General features: G+C 36.7%; 15 protein-coding genes. All 15 read left to right on the top strand.

The genetic code is table 11. The features are described from left to right. Positions 1–184 precede the first annotated feature (184 nt). The 15 genes from EXN75_RS15355 to EXN75_RS15285 all read left to right on the top strand — a co-directional run bounded on the left by EXN75_RS15355 (position 185) and on the right by EXN75_RS15285 (position 17008). Positions 185–1093, top strand: coding sequence for a hypothetical protein (locus tag EXN75_RS15355; protein ID WP_134844482.1), 909 nt, complete (start codon positions 185–187; stop codon positions 1091–1093). A 1-nt stretch (position 1094) separates the two neighbouring features. After that, positions 1095–1970, top strand: coding sequence for a carbon-nitrogen hydrolase family protein (locus EXN75_RS15350; RefSeq protein WP_134844481.1), 876 nt, complete (start codon positions 1095–1097; stop codon positions 1968–1970). Next, the gene (locus tag EXN75_RS15345; protein WP_134844480.1) at positions 1967–2575 is read left to right on the top strand and encodes a hypothetical protein; all 609 of its coding nucleotides are present in this window, start codon (positions 1967–1969) and stop codon (positions 2573–2575) included. Before EXN75_RS15350 ends, EXN75_RS15345 begins: the two co-directional genes overlap by 4 nt. A 22-nt stretch (positions 2576–2597) precedes the next feature. Continuing rightward, on the top strand, positions 2598–5525 hold the full coding sequence (locus EXN75_RS15340; protein ID WP_134844479.1) for a VPA1262 family protein: 2928 nt from the start codon (positions 2598–2600) through the stop codon (positions 5523–5525). A gap of 36 nt (positions 5526–5561) precedes the next feature. Continuing rightward, positions 5562–6611 (top strand): glycosyltransferase family 4 protein, encoded by a 1050-nt coding sequence (locus EXN75_RS15335; protein WP_134844478.1) that lies wholly within the window; start codon positions 5562–5564, stop codon positions 6609–6611. 254 nt (positions 6612–6865) lie between these two features. After that, complete coding sequence (locus EXN75_RS15330; RefSeq protein WP_167639553.1) at positions 6866–7819, top strand: acyltransferase family protein; 954 nt, start codon at positions 6866–6868, stop codon at positions 7817–7819. Further along, complete coding sequence (locus tag EXN75_RS15325; RefSeq protein WP_134844476.1) at positions 7813–8127, top strand: hypothetical protein; 315 nt, start codon at positions 7813–7815, stop codon at positions 8125–8127. Before EXN75_RS15330 ends, EXN75_RS15325 begins: the two co-directional genes overlap by 7 nt. Positions 8128–8139: 12 nt before the next feature. Continuing rightward, the gene (locus EXN75_RS15320) at positions 8140–8790 is read left to right on the top strand and encodes a capsular polysaccharide synthesis protein (protein WP_167639552.1); all 651 of its coding nucleotides are present in this window, start codon (positions 8140–8142) and stop codon (positions 8788–8790) included. Between the two features lie 324 nt (positions 8791–9114). Continuing rightward, positions 9115–10590 (top strand): hypothetical protein, encoded by a 1476-nt coding sequence (locus EXN75_RS15315; protein ID WP_134844474.1) that lies wholly within the window; start codon positions 9115–9117, stop codon positions 10588–10590. A gap of 421 nt (positions 10591–11011) precedes the next feature. Continuing rightward, positions 11012–13039, top strand: coding sequence for an AAA family ATPase (locus EXN75_RS15310; protein WP_134844473.1), 2028 nt, complete (start codon positions 11012–11014; stop codon positions 13037–13039). Beyond that, the gene (locus tag EXN75_RS15305) at positions 13005–14018 is read left to right on the top strand and encodes an HNH endonuclease (protein WP_134844472.1); all 1014 of its coding nucleotides are present in this window, start codon (positions 13005–13007) and stop codon (positions 14016–14018) included. Before EXN75_RS15310 ends, EXN75_RS15305 begins: the two co-directional genes overlap by 35 nt. A 200-nt stretch (positions 14019–14218) precedes the next feature. Next, on the top strand, positions 14219–15121 hold the full coding sequence (locus EXN75_RS15300) for a capsular polysaccharide synthesis protein (RefSeq protein ID WP_134844471.1): 903 nt from the start codon (positions 14219–14221) through the stop codon (positions 15119–15121). Between the two features lie 362 nt (positions 15122–15483). Beyond that, positions 15484–15711 carry a hypothetical protein gene (locus EXN75_RS15295; RefSeq protein ID WP_134844470.1) on the top strand — a complete coding sequence of 76 codons (228 nt, stop codon included), beginning with the start codon at positions 15484–15486 and terminating at the stop codon, positions 15709–15711. Positions 15712–16488: 777 nt separating this feature from the next. Further along, a complete protein-coding gene (locus tag EXN75_RS15290) occupies positions 16489–16740 on the top strand; it encodes a hypothetical protein (protein ID WP_118117995.1) in 252 nt (83 codons plus the stop codon). A 1-nt stretch (position 16741) separates the two neighbouring features. Continuing rightward, the gene (locus EXN75_RS15285) at positions 16742–17008 is read left to right on the top strand and encodes a hypothetical protein (RefSeq protein ID WP_118117993.1); all 267 of its coding nucleotides are present in this window, start codon (positions 16742–16744) and stop codon (positions 17006–17008) included. Positions 17009–17575 lie beyond the last annotated feature (567 nt).

Here is a 17575-nt window from a genome sequence, read left to right as displayed (position 1 = left end):
CGCTTTATGGGGTAAGGGGATTTTGTGTCTGCGACATTTCTGTTGTGCAAGAAATATGTACAATAAAATGAATTTTGTCGCTTTGCAAGCAAAATCCCACTAAACCCTATAGGTTGCGGATTTGAGGATTAATAAAATTTGTCCGGAGAAAGCTTTCTTCTTACCTTTAATATGCAGATGTTTAATGGATTTTAAAGAGGCTGATTATGGGGAAATTCATTTTGCTAACCCTCCATATTCTTTGCCAGATGAATTTAATTCATTTGAGTTCTTTTATGTAATCAGCAAACTTCCAGAAGCAAAAAGTTTTGGTGAAAATTTTGAAGGATATGAAACTTTCAAGAAACAAACCAAACCTGATGATTTTTCTAAAAATACTACAATATCTGTATGGTTAGATTTTGTGAATGAAGAATTTTTGAAGGATGAGGATTTTAGACTTGATGTCAGATCTTCAGAATTGCTGGCATCAAAAATTGCGTTGGCAATTGGTGAGGCAGCAAATAAAAAACTAAGTTCTGGAAAAAGAGTAATAATTCATCCACTTTCTGTGACTATCAGTACAATACAAAGAGATAAAAAAGTTAGTGAATATGGTAGTTGGCATTATTGGAGAGTCAATTCCATACATGCTGAAATAAAGGATAAGACCTATATAGATGATACATGTTATTGTTATACAGATAAAGTTTTAGGAAATGTGTTGAGATCAGAAGAAGCTCTGTTATATGCTATTGGATTACTTTTCTTACAACTTCTTACAAAGCTAAAAGTGTTGCCATGGATATTTTATCGGCCAGAGTTTGGATTTGAGTGGGATAGTGTATTGCTAAGAATACTTTATGATGGAGCAATTTCGACGAAAAACTATTTAATTGTTCGTTCCTGCCTTTCTGCTTATAATCGGGAAATTTTGAAGATGTTACATAATAATACAGGAGAAAACGATATTCCTCCTTTATATGGGGTTAAATGTCTTGGTTTACAGGATTTAATAAAGGAATTGAGAGATTCTGTCAGTATCTTGGAAGATAATTTAGTGTCTGTAGCAAATGAAGAGTCAAGACAATTGACTGAGATAAGCTTATATTGATATGGAAGAATATTTGAAATTGGCGATTATTCAACCTTCAACTGATGACAGCGTAGCTTGGAATTCGCATAATCCACGATATCCTTTTATGGATATATCGGAAGCTGCAAGAACTTGGCATCAGATTCATATAGCCCTATCGCAATATGAAAGCATGGTTGAGTCTGCTAAGCCAGATATTGTAGTGATTCCTGAATTGGTTGTCGCTAAGCAGTATGAAAGGCAATTGAAGAAAATTGCGAGAAATATTGGGTCAATCATTATTGCTGGTCTTGATTTTAAGAAAGACAAACAAAAGATAAATAACAAAGCAATGATTATTGTTCCAAGTCATTGGCCGCATAATAAGGGTACTTGTTTTGAAACAATACTCACTTTTGGTAAAAAGTATGCGGCACGAAGAGAAATGAAATATGTGAATGGTGAATGGAATTCATGTGATAAATTTTATATTTTGGACACCAAGGAATATGGAAGAATAGGCTTTGCAATATGTGCTGATTTCTATGATATCGAAAGATATACACTATATAAGGGAAGAGTACAACATCTGATTATATTGGCTTTCAACCAAGATGTCAAGTCTTTCTATTTCTTGGCAGAGTCTATTTCCAGATTGGTATATTGTAATGTTGTAATCTGTAATACGGGCTATTATGGAGGCTCTGTTTGCTTTACTCCAGCCAAGGATGATTTTAAACGATATTGTTATAAGCACGAGGGAAAGGAATTGTTTACTTCTCAAGTTGTTAAATTACCTGTCGAATCGCTTTGGAAGGCCCAAAACGAAAATTCCGATGCCCTAAATAAATATAAAAGTCCTCCTCCTGGCTATCAATATTATAAAAAAGAAAATTTTAAAATAGAAAAAAAATGAATTATAGATGGCAAGAAACGATAAAAATCCTAATTCCTGGATTTTATCTTACAATTGGTATGTTGGTTTGTTTGCTTGTTGCGGATAACCCTTTTGCAAATGGTTTGTTTTTAGTTGCAGAAAAACTATCTGTATATGTATTGGTATTACTTCTTTTTGTCGCCTTTATTGTTGGTTTTGTGAATGAAGTAATCAGTGGCGAAATCGAATATTTAATGTATCGATTAGGAGTGCCTCGCCCTTCTCTTTTGATATTGAAAAATGTATTTTGCAGGTATTGTGTTTATGATATTTCAAAATTAAAGGAAAAACTTAGCATAGACCATGACGAAAGAATTGATAATGAAAAGGCTGCTACCTGTTTAAGAAAAGCAAAGCAGTCAATAGATATGGAAATATGTAAAGAACTATATTATCAGTCTGTTTTATCCAGAAATCTTTTCATCGCTCATTTGATTGTTTCTTTCTTAATACTTATCTTTGTTTCTTTCTCTTTCAAAATATTATTTTTCCTCTTTGTCTTATCTGTTTTGTTGGGTTGGCAATGGTGGAAGATGAATATGGTTTATGTGAAGAATATTTTTGTAGAATTTCTAAGAAGTTAAGAATTAATAGCTTTTTGATAATATGAACATTCCCGACATCTTGATTCTTCGCTTGTTCGTGTTGCGTATTGGTAAGAAGAATGCGAATCCGCTATATCGTATCTTCTATGGGGTGATATCGCCTTCTGAGGAAGCAATGCAGAAGCCATCTGTCAGCGAATTCAATAAGTTGAAGAAATATTGTGATAAATGGTTCTTTGTGAGTACTGTCAAGATGGCAGGGGAGAAAACACGCATCTTAAGAGTGTATCAGGAACTTTTGTATGGTATTTCTCTGAAGGATGCTTTTGCTCACATCGGTGCTGATACTTCATGTTTTGACTTTGATGTTTATTATCAGCAGTCTTATGTTGAGGTTCCCTGGAATGTGGATAAGATTTCTTCGCAGATTATCTATTCCATGATGGCCTGCATGATGGAACCTGCTCGCTTGTTTGAATTGGACGGAAGAATACCTATATATGCTTCAGAAGGATTAAGTGATTTAGACAATTGGCTGCAAGAAAACACCCATCTCCCTTTCGGAAAGGATTATGACCATGTTGGCAATTTAGAGGTTCTATTAACTCAAAGTCGGGATGCTTGTGGTAAACTGCTCATTAATTGCAGTCTCGTAGATGATAGGATGGGGCTACAAGTATTGGTCAATAAAGAATTGTTGCATGGTGTTTCCCGTGTGGTGGTAAATGCTCGTATGATGTCTGATAATAAGGTCCTTTGTGATACGATTTCTTCTAAGGACACCGTCATGGGAAGTGATTTGAAAATTGATATTTCTTCCAATACTCAGATAGATTCTGTCTTTGCGAAGGTGTGGTTGGAAAATGATGTTACAAGTTGGTTGGTGTATGATTCGGCTCTTGCAATTATTAAGCAGTTCTCCTTTACGATGACAGTTATTGGTCAGCAGATAAAAGCTTCTACAGACTGGTTGGAAAGATTAAAAAACAATCTTCCGGATAATAAAAAGTCTATCGTCAATAAAGCCGGAAGAATAGAGCATGGGGCAGAAGAAACACATATAGTAGGGAATAGGAAGAAAAGTTGGTCGGATAGAGACAGAACTTTCAAGAAAATATTGAAAACAAAGGATATGTTCTTTCCTAAGGGCTGGAACTCTGAGAGTAATGAAATTGGGAAACTTTCTTTCTTAGAATGGTTCAAGGAACAATGTAAGGGCTGTTCAACTGTTTTCTTGCAAGATCCATATTTTGAGGATGTTGCCCTGTATTTCTTGGCATCTATCACAACAAGCCCTGAAATTGTTGTACTAACGCAAACTCGATTGAAAACAAATTCTGATAACACCAGTTCTTTTGTGCCAATCGATGAGGAGGGTGAGAGAAAGAAGAAAATTTTGAATTACCTCAAGTCTTATCCTACTTTATTTGGAAGGATGAATCTAAAGATAATCGATGTTCCTGTGGGTAGTGCTATTCTGCACGATAGATACATGTTCTTTTATCGTGAAAATGGTAGCGTGGATGCTTTTTCATTATCCAATTCACTGCAAGGGGCGACTAATAAGCAACCGCTGCTTGTTACTCAGATAGGAGGATTGGCTTGGGAACGCCTCAATGAATATATTTCAGAACAACTAAAACAATATAAAACGGAAATAATATATGATTCGCAGCAAAAGGAAAAATCACTTCCTGCAAAAAATGAAATCGCTGATAAAGGATTCTATCTGTGGTTGAAACGAATGTGCAAGGATGCCGATCAAATAGACTATAACAGAGTGCTGGAAGATATTTTGTACGGAAATACTTTAGAGAAAATCGCTACTGTTGGCTATTGTCTTGCAACGACATCTCATGAACATGAATTTGTCAAAAGGATAGTTGAAGTTTTCAAAAATGACAGAAGGCTGATAGATTTATTGAAAGACTACATTTTGGTGCATCATTATGAAGATTATCCTATTGGATTTATAGGATGTCGTATGGGGTATGCAAATCGAGATCTTTCTGAGTTATTGATAAAGGAACAAGATGAACTACTGACTTTTTCATCATTGTATATGGTGAATAATTGTTGGGATGAAATGTTTGGCAATGGAGTTTGGGGACAGTTTTTTGCCTGCAATATTCTTATAAAGATTTCTGAACGTGATGCTTTGGATGTTTTGAGACTGCTACGCCCGACATTGAAATCTATAAAAACGGATATTTCCATTGAGCCTGTGGCTAAGGTGTCTAACTTGTTGTTGCATGAAATATTTCAGTATGTTTTGTTGCCTGATGGGGAATGTCTCTTACAACTAATGCTGACTGATCATGAAGACTGGATGCGAGGTCTCGGTATGCTGGCTTTGGTGTCAAAAGAAGATGAGTTTTTGACACGTAAATGCATCGGCGTTCTGAATGAGGATGAGCAGATAAAACTGTGCCAGTTTGCGGTTATGAGTAATAGATCAAAATGTAAATTGTGGTATTATCAGAAACTTGTTAGTTTATTGTCTTCATGTTCTAAAGAAAAGTGCTTTGACAGGTTTAAGCAGATCATGATGGCATCAACAGGAATAGATTCTAAATGCGGTTATGCAGATCATGTCATCTCTCCTTTGTTGACAAAGGCTATTTTTGATAGAGAAGAAGCGGGACGTCTGATATTTGATTTATTGTTCTCTGGGGCTGTTTGTAAAGATTCACATAATATCAATCAAGTTAGCTTTGCAAAATTATATTCCATAATAGGCGGAGATACGAAACAACTTGTTGATAAATCTCGGTCACTGTTGAAGAAATATTTGATGGCTAAGAATAAATATGTAGTCCATAGTTCGGATTCATTATCTGATTATTCACATGCTCTGCAGAACTTGAAATTTGTTTTGACGTCAGTGCGTCAAGGGTATAGTGAAAAATGGAATATTTCGTTACCAGAGATTCAATCTGTAATTAACGATATAGATCAACGATTATCCAATTTGGGGATGATAGAGTAATCTTTCTTGAGTAATACTTATGAAAATATAAAAGTTATGAAACATAATCCAAGAGTTTTAGTTGTAGCCACGAGCAGAAAGACTCGTGGTGGTATTACTTCGGTAGTGAAAGCATATGAAAAAAGTTCTGTGTGGAATCACTTTCACTGTAAGTGGATAGAAACGCATAGGGATGGAAACGGATTTACTAAATTGCTATATTTGCTTAAAGGTTTTGTGCAGTTTTTAGTTTTTATCCCGTTTTATGACATTGTTCATGTACATACTAGTGAACCCCCTTCTGCGTTGCGAAAAATTATATTTGTGCTTATATCGAAGTGTTTACACAAAAAAGTAATTGTTCATTTTCATTCTTTCTCGGTGGATACTACAATCAAAAGCAAGTATAGACGGGTTTATCAATTCCTATTTTCAGAGGCAGATTCTGTTTTAGTTTTGTCAAAGTATTGGCAAAAAGAATTATGTAATACCTTTGGATTTAATGAAGATAAAATAAAAGTACTGTATAACCCTTGTTCTACGGAAGTCTCAAATAAAGTTTATCTGAAGGAAAAGGAAATCTTATATGCTGGTACCGTGAGCAATCGTAAGGGGTATGCAGATTTGATAAATGCATTTGCTTTAATTGCTAACAAACATCGTGAATGGAAAATCGTGTTTGCTGGCAATGGAGAAATAGATAGAGGTAAAGCTTTAGCTTCACGACTCGGCATTGATAAGCAGACAGTTTTTCTTGGATGGGTTAGTGGCAAAGAAAAAGATAAGGCATTTAAAGAGGCATCAATCTTTTGCCTTCCCAGTTATGCAGAAGGATTTCCTATGGGGGTTTTGGATGCTTGGGCATATGGTATTCCAGTTATTACAACCCCAGTTGGTGGAATCCCAGATATTGCAAAAGATGAACATAACTGCTTGTTATTCAAGGCTGGGGATATAAACAAACTAGCAGAACAAATGGATAAACTGATATCATCCAAAAAATTAAGAATGGATATAGCTAATGAATCTTCAAAATTATCAAAAAGTATTTTCTCTATTGATGAAGTTACAAGTAAATTAGAAAATATTTATATGACAATAATATAAACAACTTATATAAGTAAACAGATTGTTGCTATATTTTTTTCCTTGGCTATAATCGGTGTTCTTACCTAATAGCTCAAAATGAGATTTACCTATGAGGAAATCAAGGAGCACGAAAGAAAATTATCGTAAAATGACTTGAATATTTGAACATATTATCTATCCGCTATTTACTTTTATGGGGATTGATAGGGATTAGGGCGAGTTTTACCATTGTGATAAATATGCTTGTGTGAAATCTATGAATGTTATATATAATGCTGAAATCTAAGAATTCATTCGATAAGAATGTATCAAGCCAACTGAAGGCTTTTGCTTTGGTATTGATGGTTATGCATCATCTATGGCATCGGCCTTATTTTGCTCTGTTTGAGCCAATAGACTATGGATATCTGTTGCTGTCTATTGGTATGATGGGCAAGATCTGTGTGGGCATGTTCCTTTTCGTCTCTGGCTATGGTTTGATGGCTTCTTACTGCTCTAGAGGAAATGGCTTTCATATTTGGAGGAGGCTGAAGAAGGTTTTATTGCCCTTTTGGTTGATTGTCATCCTGGTAGCGCCTTTCTTGTTGATTATTCATGAAGTGAAATGGTATCAGGTGGTGACGGATGCACTGCTGCTGACAAGAAATATGAATGGGAACTGGTGGTTTATGCAGACCTACGTGATTTACGTAATCTGTTTTCCACTATTTGCCAAAAGTCTGCAATATAATAAGGTATGGATTTTTTTGCTGATAGTCTCAGTAGTCTGCTTCCAACCTTTAGCTAAGTTTCTCAGATATTATTCTGAAGCTGGGCATTATGTGCTGCATTATTTCCCTCTGCTTTATTCGGGTATGATTGCCCGTAAATTCTCTTTGTTTGATTTCTTGGCAGCGAAAAGGGTATGGTATAGATTATTCTTGGTGGTGGCTTTAGTGGTTGCCCGCTTTGCTTTGGGATGGAACATTTTGAATATCGGTCTGATTATCGCTATGATTATGTTTCTGATTGATATTCAGGGATATTTATCTGATAAGGTGAAGCGTGGATTTGATTTCTTAGGTAAAATGTCTATGAACATGTGGCTCATCCACTTGTTCTTTATCAACTATGGTTTTCACTTTAGAAATCCATTTGCTGATTTGGCATGGATATATCTGGAATCTCTGGTTGCTGCTTATATAATATGGTGTGTTTATCATAAACTGTGTGGTTATAAATGGTAGATTTTTATAGATTGATTACTCGCTTTCAGCAGTTCGGGAGCTGGAGGCTCGTGTGGCAATATGTCCGTATGGGGGTGTTGTGGACGGGTGTCTGTGCCTTGATACGCTGTGCCTTGAAGGGGAAGTCCTTGAAGGCTGCTTATCCTGTGATTACTGAGAAAGTGGATAGGATTCTGATTCGGAAGTATCGCTATATCTTAGATGAGAGGAAGGTGAGGGATGCGGAGGATCAGACTCCTAATGATGGGGGTGTACCGAAGATTGTCTGGTTCTCCTGGCTGCAAGGTATCGATCAGGCTCCTGATTAGGTGAAGGTGTGCTTGGCTTCGCAAAGGAAGCATCTGCCAGATTATGAGTTCAGGGTCTTTGATCTCAGTAATTACCAGCAATGGATTGAACTGCCTGAGTTTATTGTCAGGAAATATAAGAAAGGGTTGATTCCGGCTGCTTCTTTCAGCGATTTGCTCCGCCTGTCGCTTTTGCAGAAGTATGGTGGTGTCTGGATGGATGCTACGGTGTTCTGTTCTGGCTTTGGGAATGAGAAGCTGCAGGGGCGATGGAATAGGATTATGCAGAGTGAACTGACGGTGTTCCGTTACTTAAAACGTGGGGTTATGGCTCCTGTGGGGTTATCTAACTGGTTTATTGCTGCTGTGCCTCATCAGATTGTGATTTCTTCTGTCTTGGATATGCTTCTTGCTTACTGGAAGGATTATAACTGTCTGGTGGATTATTATATCATCCATCTTTTCCTGGGTTTGTCTCTCTGTGAGTTTCCGATGGTTGAGGCTCGGATGCCTCGTGAGAATAGTTATCACAGTATTCTCTTGGGTGATGCCTTGGGGCGTACTTTCCATCAGGAGCAATGGCGGGATCTGATTAATCATGTGAGTATTCATAAATTGAATTACAGAAAAGTCGGGGAAGTGAGTAAGAATCCGAGGGGGTATTATTGGTATATTGTATCGTAATTTTTTCGAAAACCAACCCGTCCTTCCTTACCGTTAAGGAAGGCTCCACCTCTCATCTCGGTCTTCTCCCCTCAGGGAAGAAGAGGAAACCGCTCCTCCTGTCGCTCTTAACCGCTTCGCTATAAGGTTGGCGGGGCATCAGAGCCCTCGCCAGGTGTTTATGCGGGATGGGACCGCCTTGCTAAAGGAGAATATGTTTGTAGGTATACCCCTGCAATTTATGGTGAAAGTTATAGCTATTTACACGTAGCAATATCTCTTTTTTATGAAGGTGAGTTCATTTTTACCAGAAAGAATAAGTTTAATCCAATTAATCAAGATAGTATGGAAACAAAAAGTTTATGGCTGTGGAATTTAGGGTCAATAATCTTGGAACAATCGAGTAAAATTCTACCAAAGTATTATGCTCTTTTCCATTATATGACTAATGATGAATGTGCAATTGATGATAATAAAAAACAGTTGTGCCAACAAATTGTGTCTCTGGAGCTGTTTTTGAACTATTTCTATTCTATTTATATCGTTTCTTTGAGAGGAGCATTACGAGCTACAAATGCGAAAGAACAGAAAGCTAACTTGAAGTATGTTAATGCCTATATAATAGAGGGATATAAAGCCTTATGGGGATTTACAAAACATAACCAGAGTTTATGGGGGCAATTTATCAAGTTATATGCTAATGTTAAGAATACTGAAGCCTTCGATAAGATGTTGGAAGAAATTACTTGTGCTTTAAAGGAGTATGGGGATAATACTATAACTGATAAAGATGAAAGGTGCTTAGCTATGCATTATCAAATAGATAAAAATGGTAATCCTCAGGAATTATTGAAGCTTGATGAGATAACTATTGAGAAAGAGCAAGAAAGGTATGATCAGTTTAGACCTATATATCATAAAATGATAGATTGTTTTGTTAAATTGATTGATTATTATTTGTTTAAGCCTTATCGCACAGAAATTCTCAAAATCCAACCTATACTACCGGAATTAAATCTGATGGATCAGATAGTCTGGCATGATAAAATCAATGAAATAAACTTTGCAATTACTAAGAACATAGAAGCACAGGCTAAATCTTTTGAAAACTGTAAAGAGATGTTGCGAAAGTATCCTCTTGTGTTTAAAGAAATTAGCAGAAAGTATAAAGTTGATTTGAGCGATTGTAAAGAACTTCTAAAATCGACTGAGGCAATGTTGGCTATTTCATATTTTTCTTTAGATTTATGTAGTATTTTAAAGGTCTATTTTAATTCAACGATACCCTTGGAAAGAAATATTGCCTTATCCAGAATGAATATTATATGCCATTCTATCATTGATAGGGTTTATGGTTATAGAGATCGCAGAGGATCGTATTGGGAGCAGTATATTACTAAACCATATTTGAACATGGAACTTCCTGATGGCGTGGTGAAAATCAGAAATGTTATGGAGTCTTTGATTGCGTCTAATACCTATACTCAAGAAAAGCGGTCTTCCTTTGTTCATTTGAAAAAGGATAATTATATTCAGGCAATTACATATTTATATTCTAATAATCCATTGGTAGAGATTCAAAATTCGGAAGCAATAATAAAAATACTTCCAGAGATTCAGAAAGCTATAGTAGGCGTGGTGAAGCAGGTTGATTCGAATATTAAATGTAGCTATGCAAGAAAGAATTCATGGATAGATGAGAATTTGAAAAAGGTGGCTCCTTTTAAAAATCAGCCTGGGGTTAAATCTGTTTACGAATCGCTTTTGCTATTAAAGAAAGGAAAAATAATGGAAGCAATAGAAAAATTGAATGATATTTAATTGAGGCTAGTAAAAAGGAATATATTCCGCAACATGGTTATTGGTAAGAAATCTTTCTTATTCTGTTGTGACTTGTATGTATACAAGCGAGCAGGCATGATTTACTCTTTGTTTGGCGCATGCATGGTGTTTGATAAAATCCTGAGCCTTGGCTATGTTATGTGTTGAAGAATATCTACTCAACGGCTAAGGATTAACTTTATACTCTTCTTCCAGAGTTATGGGAAGGTAAGGAACCATAAAAATGAAATTTAAAAATTAATCGAAGTCAAAGGGTAACCTCCTTTTTGGCATTGCCTGAAGGAGGGCTAAACATCGTATGCTTGTCTATATACAAACAAAGACGATGCCGTTGTGCAAAGTTACAGTTGCATAGTAGGATATATAATACGGAGAACTGCGATTACTTAAAGTGTTTGTTATGCAAAAATGTGAATATATAAGAGCCATTCATGAAGATTGTGAATCCTCTTTTCATGAATTTTCAATTTCTGTTGTACATATATTGCCAAAATGTAATCCTTTGTTAAAAAAAGGATTGCGGCAAGAGTATTATATACTTAATGATAGATGTAGTATCAAGGGGAATCGTGTGGTGTTGAATTCTGAAAATCCTATGCAAGACTTCTATGGCAAGCGCATCTGTGTGCAAGCTATAGTGGGAGTGAATGGCAGTGGTAAGTCTTCTTTATTGGAAATTATCTATCGTATTATTAATAATCTGAGTTGCTTGCTCAATCGCAGTAAGCGGCGCAAAGATGCTGATAACCTTTATTATGTAGAGGGGCTTTTTGCGGAGATTTATTATGTTATAGATGGTAAATTAGCAAGAATAGCTTGTCTGGGTGACAAGATCTATTTTCATCTGATAAGTGAGAAGCCAGTAGTTCTTACCGCCTTTTCTGGAAATTTTGTGTATGAAGAATATGTCTTGAAGAATATGTTTGTGGAATGGGCAAAGAATAACCTTTTCTATACTATTGTTACAAACTATAGCTTGCAAGCCTTTAATGCCAAAGATTTTATTTTGGAGAAATCCCAACTGTTGAAAGTAGGGCAAAAAAGGGAAGATTCAGGTGAAAATATCTGGATAAATAGTTTGTTTCACAAAAATGATGGCTATATGACTCCTATTGTTTTGAATCCTTATCGAGACAATGGCGTGATAGACATGAATATGGAACATCGGCTGACTATATACAGACTTTCAGAAATTATGATTTATGCAGAAAAGCATGAAAGAGATTTTATGGAAGGTTATAAGCTAAATTCCATCAATTATATATTCAAGAATAGTTTCTTGTATAAGAAATTTGTAGAGGAACATAAGGTTGCTGCTGATAAATATAAAAATTATAAAGTAGGAGCAAAGCCACGTAATGATATAGGTAGTTTAATATTACGAACTTATGGTATAGCTGGAAAACTTGATTTTAATGATAAGGTGCATCGCACGGCTGGTATGTATATCATTTATAAAACACTTTCCATAGCAGATAAATATCCTGCCTATGAAGATTTCTCTGAAATAGGAGATGTAGCAAGTTTCCAAAACCAAGTTAACGAACAATCACAAGTTCAGATTATAAAACTAGTTAAAACAATACAAAGAGATAAATCTCATATTACGCTTAAAATAAGACAGACTTTGCATTTAGTAGAGGCACTGAATAATGGAAATTTAAAAGCAAGTATGTTGTTGAAAGGGGATTTCTCGTATGATTGGTATATAAAAATGATTGCTCCTATCAAAGATGTACGTAACATCAGGGACATACAGGAATATCTTCCGCCATCTTTCTTTGCAATAGAAATTAAAGTGGATAGATTTGTGGATGGAAAACGACAAAATGATGACCCCATCTCAATAGAGCGTCTTAGTTCTGGTGAACGGCAATACCTTTATTTGTTTAGTACATATATCTATCATATCCTCAACCTGCTTAGTATTCAAGAGTCTCACCGAGTGAAGTACAGGAGAATCAATCTAGTATTAGATGAAGTAGAAATTTGTTTTCATCCTGAATACCAACGTAAGTTTATTAATGAAATGTTGGGATATATTAAAAGGCTGAATATGAATTCAAATGCTTCATTCAACATAATGATTGCAACACATTCTCCTTTTATATTGTCTGATATACCTCAATGTAATATCCTTTATTTGGAAGATGGGTGTGTACCTGATACTAGCAGCTTTAAAAATCCTTTTGCAGCTAATATTTGTGATATTCTCTACCAAAGTTTTTTCTTGAAGAACGGGTTTGTCGGAGAGTATGCCAGAAGAAAGATCAATGATATGATTACGAGATTGTTGCCTAATGGATATTTCACAGAGAAGTGGGTGAAAAAGTTTGAGTTGTTGATGGAAATGATAGGTGATCCATTCTTGAAAATGCAGTTGCAGCAACTATATGATGAGCGGAGGGATAGAAATGCGAAAAATTGAAATTGATAATGAGATTCGGCATTTTGCCGATGATTATAAAGTAAAAGTAGAGGAACAAATACAAAATGTAACAGATAAATTACAAAAATTGGCAACATTTGTTTCGGAGAATAATCATTGGACTGACAGATATGCTATCACTAATTATATCGATATGATGATAGCTGATTATCCCAATCTTCTCGTTTTGGAACCTAAGGATTGGCAAGTATATATCAGTAAATATAGTATGGTGTTGGGGCGTGAACCTAATATGTTGATAAAAGAGGTTAATTATCGTCGTAAAGCCGATGGAATTTTTTATAAAGGTAAGTTTTATGAACGAATATTGGAGTGCCTTGGTTATGAAGAAGCGCGTTTAATATTAGGTCCCATACATCAAGATATGGGATTGAAAACATGTGTGTATTGCAATGTGAATCCTACTTTAGCTGTTGAAGGTGATGTGATGTATCAGATGGATCATTTTATGCCACAAAGTAAATTTCCATTTCTTGGAACTTGCTTTTATAATCTACAGCCAAGTTGTGGTATTTGTAATGGGCATAAAGGAAAAAATATTTGTGATTTTGGTCTTTATGTTAATGTGGAACAAAATAAGAATTTGAATCCATTTCGATTCGTGACTAAAGTTAATAATATGAATGGGGCTTTTCCTGTTTGTGAAGAAATCTTATTCAAAGGAAATAATAAAATACTGACTAATGAAAGTAAAGCTCATGAAAAGATGTTTCATATCAATAATATGTATGCTGGATACAAAAATAAGGTTTCTAGATTATACTCAGACGCCTATAAAATGAATCCCGCAATGATTAGTGCTTTTGCTGCTAGTTATGAAATTCCAGCTACGAAAAAAAATGTTTTGGCTTATATGTCTGAACATTTATCCTTAGACGAGAAGGATATTCATGAGAACTCTTTGACAAAGTTAAAACAGGACACCATTAAACAAATGGAAGAAGGTGGTGCTCTATAAACAATGCTATCATAACTCTTGATACCATTGAAAAGTGGGGAGAGGAGCACATGCGGATTTCATGAAAATGATACTGAAGACAAATTATGTAAATGGTGTGTTTATCATAAATTGTGTGAGTATAAATGGTAGATTTTGATAGACTGATTACTCGCTTTCGGCAGTTCGGGGGCTAGAGGCTTGTCTGGCAATATATCCGTATGGGGGTGTTGTGGACGGGTGTCTGTGCTTTGGTACGCTGTGCCTTGAAGGGGAGGTCCTTGAAAGCTGCTTATCCTGTGATTACTGAGAAGGTGGATGGGATTCTGATTCGGCGTTATCGCTATATCTTGGATGAGATGAAGGTGAGGGATGCGGAGGATCTGACTCCTAATGATGGTGGTGTTCCGAAGATTGTCTGGTTCTCCTGGCTGCAGGGTATCGACCAGGCTCCTGATTTGGTGAAGGTGTGCTTGGCTTCGCAAAGGAAGCATCTGCCGGATTATGAGTTCAGGGTCTTTGATCTGAGTAATTACCAGCAATGGATTGAACTGCCTGAGTATATTGTCAGGAAATATAAGAAAGGGTTGATTCCGGCTGCTTCTTTCAGTGATCTGCTCCGCCTGGCGGTTTTGCAGAAGTATGGTGGTGTCTGGATGGATGCTACGGTGTTCTGTTCTGGTTTTGGGAATGAGAAGTTGCAAGGGCGATGGGATAGAATCATGCAGAGTGAACTGACGGTATTCCGCTATTTCAAGCGTGGAACTATGGCTCCTGTGGGGTTATCTAACTGGTTTATTGCTGCTGTGCCTCTTCAGATCGTGATTTCTTCTGTTTTGGATATGCTCCTTGCTTATTGGAAGGATTATAACTGTCTGGTGGATTATTATATTTTTCACTTATTCCTGGGTTTGTCTCTCCGTGAGTTTCCGATGGTTGAGGCTCGGATGCCTCGTGAGAATAGTTATCACAGTATTCTCTTGGGTGATGCCTTGGGGCGTACTTTCCATCAGGAACAATGGCAGGATCTGATTGATCATGTGAGTTTTCATAAATTGAATTACAGAAAAGTCGGGGAAGTGAGTAGGAATCCGAGGGGGTATTATTGGTATATTGTATCGTAATTTTTTCGAAAACCAACCCGTCCTTCCTTACCGTTAAGGAAGGCTCCACCTCTCATCTCGGTCTTCTCCCCTCAGGGAAGAAGAGGAAACCGCTCCTCCTGTCGCTCTTAACCGCTTCGCTATAAGGTTGGCGGGGCATCAAAGCCTTCGCCAGGATTGCTGTGCGGGATGGGACCGCCTTGCTGGAGGGATTTTTATTTGGTTTATGTAACTGATAAAAGCGTAGTTTAAGGTTTGGTTGCCTATATCCTAACAGGAATATGTGGGTAGTTCAAAAGATAAAGATTGCTAAAAAATAAGGAAATAAGTTGGACTATATTAGTTTTTATCGTATATTTGCAGAGATAAAAAATACGTAAGCTATGACAGCAAAAGAAGATAAGGAGAAAGAAAAGACCCGTAGAGAAAACCTGAGCAAGTTTATATATCAACTTGCAAATACCAGCTTTACAGCAATGGTTGTTGTGGCTGTGGTAGGTTTGGTACTTGGTGTAGATGATGCTAAACCATATGCTTTTTTGCTTGGTGTGGGATTGTTTGCTACTGTTTTCTTAGCGCTGTTTGCTGATAACATATTAAAGAAGAAATGATTATGGAAGGAATGTACATAGTTTTAGGTGGGGTAGGTATCATTGCATGTTGCCTATACTTGTGGTCTGCTTTTACGAAAAGTGGGAGAAAATGGGTTGAAAATCTATAGTTTTTCGATTCCCAGGATTCCCTTTTGCGAAGAAGCTTTTTTCGAAAACCAACCCGTCCTTCCTTACCGTTAAGGAAGGCATTTTCGACTCCCCTGTTCCCCTCTTGCGAAGAGGGGATCCTTAACCCACTCCCAGGCCCTCTCCCTTTACAAAAGGGCGAAGGATGTAACCGTTCCTTTCAATAGTCTTTACGACCCCTTCGGTTCCCCTTGTAGGGGACAGAAACGTCGCTCTTAACCGCTTCGCTTTACGGTTGGTGGACTATCAGAGGTCTACGTCAGGGTTGTTTTAGCGGGGATGAACCCGCAGGGAGAAGACTTGCTAAAATGGTTGTGCGGGATGGGACCGCTGGAGGTGACTTGCTAAAACCAATGGTTATAAGGGATGGGACTGCAGGGACAAGGTGACAGGCGCATTGAGTAATTTGCTGATAGCTTGTAGATTTTCTGCTATTTTCTTGGTGGTTTCAATCAAAAAGCGTATTTTTGGGGCAGATATATGAACAATATAAATGAGGCTTGATTATGAAGTTAGGTATTAATGCAAAAAGATAGATCAGTTTACGTATCGTTTGTGTTAAAATCATGTAAGAAGTTTGGCGATGTGAGGGGAATAATGTATCTTTGCATAGTCAAAAAGACTTTAAACGTTTAAAAGGAGAAGATTATGGAACAGATATTAGTAACGGTAGATTCAAACCAGCCTCTGCAAAACATTCGTAAGGCTATTAATATGCTTCGTGGTGTTGTGTCAACTACGGTTGTAAAAGAACCAATCTTGACAAAAACACAGAAGCAGCAAGCTTTTGTGAAGGAAAGTTTGACAAGAGCTTTGCAGGAAGTGAAACTTGCTAAGTTGGAAGGAAGAAAACTACCTGATGCAAGGGATTTATTAAAAGATTTAGAAATGGAGGATTGACATGAATGTACATATTGAATATGGTCCTGAGTTTAAGAGACAGTTTAAACGTTTGGCTAAAAAATATCATTCATTGAAGACTGACTATGGTGCTTGGTTAGATGAAATTTATAAGAATCCTCTTGTTGGAGATGACCTTGGTGGTGGCGTTCGTAAGATAAGAATGGCCATTGCTGACAAGGGAGAAATCTCTAATGTCAAGGATGAATTTATTGAATTCTTGATTAAAAACTTGTCTTCAGAACATGGCACTTCTTCTGGAGAATGAAGAACTAGAAATAACAAAATACAGAGATGAAACTTTGTATACTCCTGAAATCATCCTTGATTAGTAATATTATAGCCCTAAGGATATATATTCAAGAATAGCACTAACTTCTAACAGTGATATCACCTACCCGTCCTTCCTTACCGTTGTTATAAAATCAACCTGTCCTTCTTTAGAATTAAAGAAGGCTCCACCTCTCATCTCGGTCTTCTTCAATAGTCTTTACGACCCCTTCGGTTCCCCTTGTAGGGGACAGAAACGTCGCTCTTAACCGCTGCGCTTTAAGGTTGGCGGGGCATCAGAACCCTCGCCAGGAGGTTGTGCGGGATGGGACCGCGGGGGAAGGAGGAATGACAAATGAGAAATGAGGAATGAGAAATGAATGTGATGAGGCTTATTTAGCTTCGCTTATATTTTGATAAATAAATATTTACTATAATCCTTAATTCCGCAACACTATAGTTTAACATTATTTATAAGTGCCTGAGCAACAAAAAGTTGCCCAGGATTTTGCCATGTCAGAATTTTCACTTACCTTAGTGTTGCGAAAAGAAGACAAGCAAAACT

It is taken from the genome of Segatella hominis (genome assembly GCF_004535825.1).
Lineage (GTDB): Bacteria > Bacteroidota > Bacteroidia > Bacteroidales > Bacteroidaceae > Prevotella > Prevotella hominis.
The sequence above is the reverse complement of the archived record's forward strand: the minus strand, read 5'-3'. Positions and strand labels throughout refer to the sequence as shown.